The 8,655-nt window shown below is 71.8% G+C and carries 7 protein-coding genes; all 7 read left to right on the top strand.

All coding sequences use genetic code 11. The features are described 5' to 3' along the window. The first annotated feature begins 545 nt into the window (after nucleotides 1–545). Nucleotides 546–1,919, top strand: coding sequence for a replicative DNA helicase (dnaB, locus tag ACFWE1_RS13920; protein WP_243570920.1), 1,374 nt, complete (start codon nucleotides 546–548; stop codon nucleotides 1,917–1,919). A 254-nt stretch (nucleotides 1,920–2,173) separates the two neighbouring features. Next, entirely contained in the window at nucleotides 2,174–3,679 is a 1,506-nt protein-coding gene (locus ACFWE1_RS13915; protein WP_376934022.1) for an MATE family efflux transporter, read from the top strand. Nucleotides 3,680–3,826: 147 nt separating this feature from the next. Beyond that, on the top strand, nucleotides 3,827–4,639 hold the full coding sequence (locus tag ACFWE1_RS13910) for a GntR family transcriptional regulator (protein ID WP_189083992.1): 813 nt from the start codon (nucleotides 3,827–3,829) through the stop codon (nucleotides 4,637–4,639). 97 nt (nucleotides 4,640–4,736) lie between these two features. Then, a complete protein-coding gene (locus ACFWE1_RS13905; RefSeq protein ID WP_376934021.1) occupies nucleotides 4,737–5,756 on the top strand; it encodes an NAD(P)-dependent oxidoreductase in 1,020 nt (339 codons plus the stop codon). Next, nucleotides 5,753–7,348: an FGGY family carbohydrate kinase gene (locus ACFWE1_RS13900; protein ID WP_376934020.1), complete on the top strand. Its 1,596-nt coding sequence runs from the start codon at nucleotides 5,753–5,755 to the stop codon at nucleotides 7,346–7,348. The genes ACFWE1_RS13905 and ACFWE1_RS13900 overlap by 4 nt, the downstream gene beginning before the upstream one ends. Next, on the top strand, nucleotides 7,341–8,231 hold the full coding sequence (lsrF, locus tag ACFWE1_RS13895; protein ID WP_376934019.1) for a 3-hydroxy-5-phosphonooxypentane-2,4-dione thiolase: 891 nt from the start codon (nucleotides 7,341–7,343) through the stop codon (nucleotides 8,229–8,231). The genes ACFWE1_RS13900 and lsrF overlap by 8 nt, the downstream gene beginning before the upstream one ends. Next, nucleotides 8,228–8,617 carry a cupin domain-containing protein gene (locus ACFWE1_RS13890; protein ID WP_376934018.1) on the top strand — a complete coding sequence of 130 codons (390 nt, stop codon included), beginning with the start codon at nucleotides 8,228–8,230 and terminating at the stop codon, nucleotides 8,615–8,617. Before lsrF ends, ACFWE1_RS13890 begins: the two co-directional genes overlap by 4 nt. The last annotated feature ends 38 nt before the right edge of the window (nucleotides 8,618–8,655 follow it).

Raw genomic sequence — 8,655 nt, 5'->3', positions numbered from 1 at the left:
CAATGGGGTCTCCTTCCTTTGAAGCGAGGAGGGGAATGGGAAGACAACCCGGGGGGGAGTCGGGAAAAGGGGGTCAAACCCGGGAAAAAGGGGCGACACCGGGGGGGTCCCCCCGCTTCGTCGTTTCCGGATGGTTCACCGGGACTACACCTGCCGGAGCCCTCGCACAAGTCCCCCATTCCGGAGATTTCAACATGTTTGTGCACAGGTGAGTGAGGCTCATCCGTGCAATCTCAAGAAAGTTTTCCCCCACAGGTGTGGATTGTGGAAAGACCTGGTCAACGCGGAATTCAACTCATGTAATTCACACGATTTCCACAGTTGTCCACAGGCGAAGTGCACATGTTGATCGGCGTTTCGCCCAGATTGTCCCCAGAGTTATCCACAGGCTGGCTTGTATGTGGATGAGTGCTTCCTTATGGTGAAGCAATCGTCTCGCGCGCGTGGGTCGGGGAACCCCGCGCGATCATGTCGGCGGTCCCGGGTACAACGGAACCGAGGTCGTTCCGCGCCCGCCCGCCGTCCCCGAATCGGAGGTCATCACCGTGTCGATCGCTCACATCGGACTCGCCGAGCCGGTCGACGACGGCGCAGCCCCGCGGGGCGAGCGCACACCGCCGCACGACCTGCTCGCGGAGCAGAGCGTGCTCGGCGGCATGATGCTCTCGAAGGACGCGGTCGCCGACGTCATCGAGACGATCCGCGGCGTCGACTTCTACGTGCCGAAGCACGAGGTCGTCTTCAACGCCGTGCTCACCCTCTACTCGCACGGCGAGCCGACCGACGTCATCGCCGTGACCGACGAGCTCACGAAGTCGGGCGAGCTGCAGCGGGCCGGCGGTGTCGAGTACCTGCACACCCTCACGAGCCTCGTGCCCACGGCCGCGAACGCCGGCTTCTACGCCGAGATCGTCGCCGAGCGCGCGCTGCTGCGCCGGCTCGTCGAGGCCGGCACGCGCATCGTGCAGATGGGCTACGCGGGCGAGGGCGAGGTCGTCGATCTCGTCAACAACGCGCAGGCCGAGATCTACTCCGTGACCGGCTCGGTCGAGACCGAGGACTACGTGCCGCTCTCCGATGCGGTCACGGTCGCGATCGACGAGATCGAGGCGGCCAAGCACACCGACGGCAAGATGACCGGCGTGCCCACCGGCTTCACCGACCTCGACGACCTGACGAACGGCTTCCACCCCGGCCAGATGATCGTCGTCGCCGCCCGTCCCGCGATGGGCAAGTCGACGCTCGCGCTCGACTTCGCGCGCGCGGCTTCGATCACGAACGGCCTGCCCTCCGTCTTCTTCTCCCTCGAGATGGGCAAGAGCGAGATCGCGATGCGTCTGCTCTCCGCCGAGTCGAACGTGCCCCTGCAGAACATGCGCAAGGGCAGCGTCGACTCCCGCGACTGGACGACCATCGCCTCGACGCGCGGCCGCATCAACGACTCGCCCCTCTACATCGACGACTCCCCCAACATGACGCTCGTCGAGATCCGCGCGAAGTGCCGCCGGCTCAAGCAGCGCGTCGGGCTCAAGCTCGTGGTCATCGACTACCTCCAGCTCATGACGAGCGGCAAGCGGGTCGAGAGCCGCCAGCAGGAGGTCTCGGAGTTCTCGCGTGCGCTGAAGCTGCTCGCGAAGGAGCTGCAGGTGCCCGTCATCGCGCTCTCGCAGCTGAACCGTGGTCCCGAGCAGCGCGCCGACAAGATGCCCGCGATCAGCGACCTGCGCGAGTCGGGCTCGATCGAGCAGGACGCCGACATGGTCATCCTGCTGCACCGCGAGTCGGCCTACGAGCGCGACAGCCCCCGAGCCGGCGAGGCCGACCTCATCGTGGCGAAGCACCGAAACGGTCCCACCCGCACGGTGACCGTGGCCTTCCAGGGCCACTTCTCCAAGTTCGCCGACATGGCACCGATGTAGGGGGCGGGCAGCTCGATCGGGCCGAGCGCCGCCGACGTCATTCGGTCCGCTCGGCGAGCAGCACCTCGTCGTTCGAGGCGAGCAGCGCGGCCTCGCCGCGGAGGTCGACGAGGGCGAAGGCGGGGACGGCCGGTTCGCGCAGAATCGAATCGATTCGATAGAATGGCGCGCAGCGCCGCGGTCAGCTCGGTCCGGGCGCGCTCGCCGCACCTGCTCGACCCTTCCCGTCCGCCACTCCCACCGTCGAGAGCCCCATGGCCAGAACCCTCACGACCGGCGCCCCCTGGCGCGTTATCCTGCTCTTCGCCGTGCCGCTGCTCATCGGCAACGTGGTGCAGCAGCTCTACCAGGTGGCCGACGCGATCGTCGTCGGCCGGCACCTCGGCATCGCGTCCCTCGCGGCCGTCGGCGCGACGGGGCCCCTGCTCTTCCTGCTGCTCGGCTTCGCGTGGGGCGTGACGAGCGGCTTCGCCATCCCGACCGCTCAGGCGTTCGGCGCCCGCGACCACGAGCGGGTGCGCCGTTCGGTCGCGACCGGCACGTTGCTCACCGGCGCCATGAGCGTGCTGCTCACGGTGGGCGCTCCGCTCATCGCGGGGCCGGCGTTGCAGCTGCTGCAGACGCCGCCCGAGCTCTTGCCGGAGGCGACCGCGTTCACGCAGATCAGCTTCCTCGGGGCATCCGCCGTGATGTTCTTCAACTACCTCTCCGCGATCATCCGGGCCATCGGCGACTCGCGCACGCCGCTCGTGTTCCTCACCCTCTCCTGCTTGCTGAACGTGGGGCTCGTCGTGCTCATGGTCGGCGTGCTCGGCTGGGGCGTCGGCGGCGCCGCGTTCGCGACGGTGGTGGCGCAGGCCGTGTCGGTCGGGCTGTGCCTCGAGTTCGTGCGCCGCCGGGTGCCGGCGCTGCACGTGCGCCGCGCGGACTGGCGGGTCTCCCGTGCCGAGGTGCTGGAGCACCTGCGCGTCGGCCTGCCGATGGGGTTCCAGGCCTCGATCATCGCGATCGGCACGCTCACGGTGCAGGTCGCGCTGAACGAGCTGGGCGCCGACGCGGTCGCCGCGTACACGACGGCGTCGCGTGTCGACTCGCTCGCGGTCGCCTTCCTCGCCTCGCTCGGCCTCGCGGCCTCGATGTACACGGCGCAGAACCTCGGCGGGCACCGGCCCGACCGGATCCGCCGCGGGGTCGTGCAGGCCACCTGGCTCGCGGTCGGCACGGCCGTCGCGATCGGGGTGCCGTTCATCCTCTTCGGCGAGCAGCTCGTGCGCCTCTTCGTCGGGGAGGGCTCGGACGGCGTCGTGGCCGACGCCGCACTCATGCTCGAGGTGGACGGCTACACCTACGCCTCGCTGGCGGTGCTGTTCGTGCTGCGCGGGGCGCTGCAGGGGCTCGGGCACACGATGATCCCGACCGCGACGGGCGTGATCGAGCTCGTCATGCGGGTGGGCGCCGCGATCGTGCTCGGCGCCGCGTTCGGCTTCGTCGGGGTGGTCTGGAGCAACCCGCTCGCGTGGATCGGCGCCGTCGTGCTGCTGATCCCGGCGTACGCGCGCGAGCATCGGCGGCTCGGGCGGATGCCGGTCGAACCCCGCACCGCGACGCCGACCACGCCCATCCCGGTCGTGGGGCCCGTCGACGGCTCGATGACGGTCGATGCGGTCGTGACCGGGTCGGTGCCGGTGGTCGAGCCGCCGCGGTCGGCCCGGTGGCGGCGACTTGTCCGGTCGGAGGGGACAGAACGCGCCGAGCGGTGAGCCGGGCGCCGAGGCATCCGTTTGAGAAATCGCACTGATCAGCGGATTCATATGAATATCACAGAACGGTAACGTCGCCAACTTGTCTCTGGTCCGGTACAAGTGCGCCCGGTGAGGATTGAGGCACCCCACCGAAGAAGGCGGAACATGACCAACGCAGACGCGCTCGAGACGCTCCCGGCGCTCGACCGGAGCTCGGAGTCACCGATGTGGTTCCAGGTGCTCCGGAGCATCGAGTCCGGGATCTCGACGGGCGTGTGGTCGCACGGCAGCAAGCTGCCGAGCGAGCACGAGCTGCGCGAGCACTACCGGGTGTCGCGGACGACGATCCGGGAAGCGCTCGCGCGACTCGAGAAGTCGGGCATCATCTCCCGCCAGCAGGGCCGCGGCGCGTTCGTCGACACCACGCAGGCGCCGTCGTCCTGGACCCTGGAGAGCGCACCGAGCCTGCTCGGCCAGCTTGCCGACGGCGACCGCAGCGCCCTCACCTCGACGGTGCTGCGCTCGGGCGTCGACGTGCTGCCGCCGTGGGCCGCGGCGGTCTTCAAGGGCGACGGGCACGGCTTCGTGCTCGAACGCACCCGCGCGGTCGGCACCCTCACGGCGGTGCACGTCGTGAACTACATGCCGAAGCGCTTCGCCGCCGTCCTGCCGAGCCTGCGCGACCCGCGGGCCAGCCTCTACGTCGCGGCCGAGCAGGTGCTCGGCACCCGGATCACCCGGATGCACCGCACCATCGAAGCCCACTCGGCCGACCGGGCGCTCGCCCGATTGCTCGAGATCGAGGAGGGGCATCCGATCGTCGTCGTCGAAGCGGTCGCCTACGACCAGAACGACGAGCCGATCGACTTCTCACGGGCCTCGGTCCGCACCGACCGCATGCGCGTGACCGTCGACAGCGGTCACAACGCCGCCGGGCTCGACGCGAGATCGACCTCCGGCACCTATCCCGGGCGCTGAGCGCCACCATCCCCCGACTCCCCCGAATCCTCCCCCGAACGTCGCGGCACCGCCGGTGCCCCCGTTCCTCGACCCCACGCACCCGCAGGAGACGTCTGTGCCCACTTCGCCCCGAATCCTCGTCATCGGCGACAGCTACATGTCGGCCGAGGTCTTCGCCGATGCGCTCGACGGCCGCGTCGACGCCGTCGAGCTGCGTACGATGACGCCGACGGATGCCCCGAGCTGGCCGCTCGACGGGCTCCGCGAGTACGAGGGCGATCCCGCCGAGGTCGATGCGTTCATCGACGGGCACGAGGTGCTCGTCGTGCACGGCGCGCCGATTACCCGGCGCGTGCTCGAGCAGAACCCCTCGGTGCGGATGATCGGCTGCGCCCGCGGCGGCCCGGTCAACATCGACCTGGACGCGGCCGCCGAGCTCGGTGTCACGGTCGCCACCACCCCCGGCAAGAACGCCGAGGCGGTCGCGGACCTCACGATCGGCTTCATCATCACCGCCTTCCGCAACCTGCGGCCGGCGCTGCAGGACGTGGATGCCGCGGCCGCCGAAGGCCGGGCGATCGCCGAGTCCGCCTTCGAGGGGGCGCGCTGGTTCGGCAGCGAGCTGCGGGGCGCGCGCCTCGGGCTCATCGGCCTCGGGCACGTCGCCCGCCTGGTCGCCGCCCGCGCCCTGGCGCTCGGCATGACCGTCACCGCCTACGACCCCTTCGTCGCCGACGCCGTGGAGGGTGTGACGCTCGCGCCGAGCCTCGAGGCGCTGCTCCCCGAGGTCGACGTGCTGAGCATCCACGCCCGCGCGACCGCCGAGAACCGGCACCTCGTCGGCGAGGCCCAACTCGGGCTGCTGCCCGAGGGGGCCGTGCTCGTGAACACCGCCCGCGAATCGCTCGTCGACGAGGCGGCGCTGCTCGCGGCGCTCCGCAGCGGTCGGCTCCGCGCCGCGGCGATGGACGTCTGCGAGCCCGACGGCCCGTGGCGGGAACTCGTCGCGCTGCCCCAGGTGCAGCTGACGCCGCACATCGGCGGGGCGACCTTCGAGACGCTCGCCCGGGGCGCGCGGATGGTCGTCGACCGGGTGGTCGAGCACCTCGAACACACCGAGGAGCGGGCGTCGTGACCCGCGACCCGGTCGTCCTCGCGATCGACGCCGGCACCGGCTCCGCCCGGGCGCTCGCCGTCGCGCTCGACGGCGCCGTCGTCGCCCGTGCCGGACGCGAGTGGAGCCACCGCGCCGTCGCCGGGCACCCCGGCGGCACGGCCTTCGACACCGCCGCGAACTGGGCGCTCGTCGCCGAGGCCGTGCGCGAGGTCGTCACCGCCCTGGACGGCCGCCCGGTCGCCGCCGTCGCGGCGTCGAGCATGCGCGAGGGCTTCGTGCTCTACGACGGTCGCGGCCGCGAGCTCTGGGCCTGCCCGAACACCGACGGACGGGCCCGCGGGCAGGCGCAGCGCCTCGTCGACGAGGGCGCCGCCGACCGCATCTTCGCCCTCGGCGGCGACTGGGTGTCGATCACGGCGCCGGCGCGCCTGCGCTGGATCGCCGAGGAGGCACCCGAGGTGCTCGCCGAGGCGCGGCATTTCGGCATGCTGAGCGACTGGGTCGTCACCCGGCTCACCGGCGAGTTCACCACCGATCCGACGTGCGGCTCCTCGAGCGCGCTGTTCGATCTGTCGGCGCGCTCCTGGTCGCCCGAGCTGGCCGGCCTCGTCGGCATCGACCCCGGCATCCTCCCGCCCGTGCTCGAGGGCGGCGAGATCGCCGGCCGGGTCACCCCCGACGCCGCGGCCGCCACCGGCCTGCCGGCGGGCACCCCCGTCGTGATCGGCGGCGCCGACACGCAGCTCGCGCTGCACGGCATCGGCGCGGTGCCGGGCGCGCCCGTCGTGGTCGGCGGCACCTTCTGGCAGACGACCGCGCTCGTCGACCGGCCCGTCATCGACCCCGAGCGTCGGCTGCGCACCCTGTGCCACGTCGATCCGGGCAGCTGGATGGTCGAGGGCATCAGCTTCCTCTCGGGCCTGGCCATGCGGTGGCTCCGCGACGTGTTCTTCGTCGACGCGGTCGCCGCGCGCGGTCCGTCGGGCGCCTTCGACGTGATGGAGGAGCTCGCCGCCGCCGTCCCGCCCGGCTCGAACGGGCTCGTCGCGGTGCTCGCGAACGCGATGCAGGCCGACGCCTGGCACCACGCGGCGCCGGCGTTCGTCGGGTTCGACATCAACGACCCCGAGCGCTTCGGCCGCGGCACCTTCGTGCGCTCCGTCGAGGAGGCGGCCGCCTGGGTCGTCCGGGCCCACCTCGCCATCCTCGACGAGCTCACGGCGGGCGCGGCCGGTCGCAGCGGTGAGCTCGTCTTCGCCGGCGGCTCGAGCGGCGGGCGGCTCTGGCCCCAGCTCATCGCCGACGCCACGGGCCGCACCGTCGTCACCTCGACGGTCGCCGAGGCCACCTCCTACGGCGCGGCCCGGCTCGCGGCCGCCGCGATCGGCGCCGAGCTGCCGCCGGCCGGCGGCGGCGAACGACGGCTCGCGCCCGAGGTAGCCGCCGTCGCCGCCTCCGACGAGGCCTACCGCCGCTGGCTCGCCGTGTACGACGCGCAGGTGCGCGCCACCGGCGCCGCCGGCATCGATCCCCTGTTCACCCCGCCGGGCGGCCTGCACTACCGGCCCGCCCGACCCACCGACCGAGAGAAGAAGGACACCAATGGCTGACCTCGACGGCAACGTCAACGCGAAGGACTTCGCCCCCACCGTCCCCGCCGCGAGCTTCGGGCACGCGATCAAGGGCGCCGCCGCCTACGACTGGGGCATGCAGCACCGCCTCGGCCGCATCTTCGAGGGCGAGACGGGCCGCACGGTCATGCTCGCGTTCGACCACGGCTACTTCCAGGGCCCCACCTCGGGGCTCGAGCGACTCGACCTGAACATCGCGCCGCTCGCCCCCTACGCCGACGCACTGATGGGCACGCGCGGGGCGCTGCGCACCTCGTTCCCCGCGACCACCCGCTCCGGTCTCGTGCTACGGGCGTCCGGCGGGCCGTCGATCCTGAAGGACCTCTCCGACGAGTACCCCGCCATGGCGATGCGCGACGCGGTCCGGATCGGCGCCGACGCGGTGGCCGTGCAGGTCTTCATCGGCGGCGAGCACGAGTCGCGGAGCGTGCGGAACCTCACCGGGCTCGTCGACGAGGGCTACGAGGCGGGCATCCCGGTGCTCGGCGTCACGGCCGTGGGCAAGGAGCTCGTGCGCGACGCCCGCTACCTGGGCCTCGCGACCCGCATCATCGCGGAGCTCGGCGCGCAGATCGTGAAGACCTACTACTGCGAGGAGGGCTTCGAGGACGTCGTCGCGGGATGCCCCGTGCCGGTCATCATGGCGGGCGGCAAGAAGCTGCCCGAGCTCGACGCCCTGACCATGGCCTCGAACGCCGTCCGCGCGGGCGCGGCGGGGGTCGACATGGGCCGCAACATCTTCCAGAGCGCCGACCCCGCCGCCATGATCCAGGCCGTGCGCGCCGTCGTGCACGACGGCCTCGACCCCGCCGAGGCGCACGAGCGCTACCTTGAGCTCGCGGCCGCACGGCGGGCGGCATGAGCGGCGCAGACGTGCCTGTGCGCCCTGTGCGCCTCGCCGACGCCGAGCTCCGCTTCGGCGACTGGGGCCCCGGCTACCTGAGCCAGGCCGACCACGCCGCCTTCGGCACCATCGTCCTGCGGCCGGGCGACGAGTTCGCCAACCACCTGCACGAGCACCACGAGGAGTCGTTCCTCGCGGTCGAGGGCGAGGCGGAGCTCTGGATCGACCGCGAGGGGCCCGTGCGCCTCGCGGCGGGCGAGTTCGTCAGCTGCCCGCCGAACGTCGAGCACTTCCTGCGCAACACGGGCGGGGCGCCCTTCCGGGCCCTCTTCATCAAGGCGCCCGGCGTCGCGGCCGACAAGATCGACCGCCCCTGGCACCCGGGCGACCGCCCGAGCGACTGAACCACCCAGCTGCACCTCCCCCGAGAGAACCACGAAAG

The organism is Agromyces sp. NPDC060279, assembly GCF_042726785.1.
Lineage (GTDB): Bacteria > Actinomycetota > Actinomycetes > Actinomycetales > Microbacteriaceae > Agromyces.
This window is presented reverse-complemented; position numbering and strand designations above follow the sequence as displayed.

Bases quoted from the DNA above. Each gene is read 5' to 3' on its own strand.
- ACFWE1_RS13915 (WP_376934022.1), top strand. From the start codon at position 2,174: ATGGCCAGAACCCTCACGACCGGCGCCCCCTGGCGCGTTATCCTGCTC.
- ACFWE1_RS13910 (WP_189083992.1), top strand. From the start codon at position 3,827: ATGACCAACGCAGACGCGCTCGAGACGCTCCCGGCGCTCGACCGGAGC.
- lsrF (WP_376934019.1), top strand. From the start codon at position 7,341: ATGGCTGACCTCGACGGCAACGTCAACGCGAAGGACTTCGCCCCCACC.
- ACFWE1_RS13890 (WP_376934018.1), top strand. From the start codon at position 8,228: ATGAGCGGCGCAGACGTGCCTGTGCGCCCTGTGCGCCTCGCCGACGCC.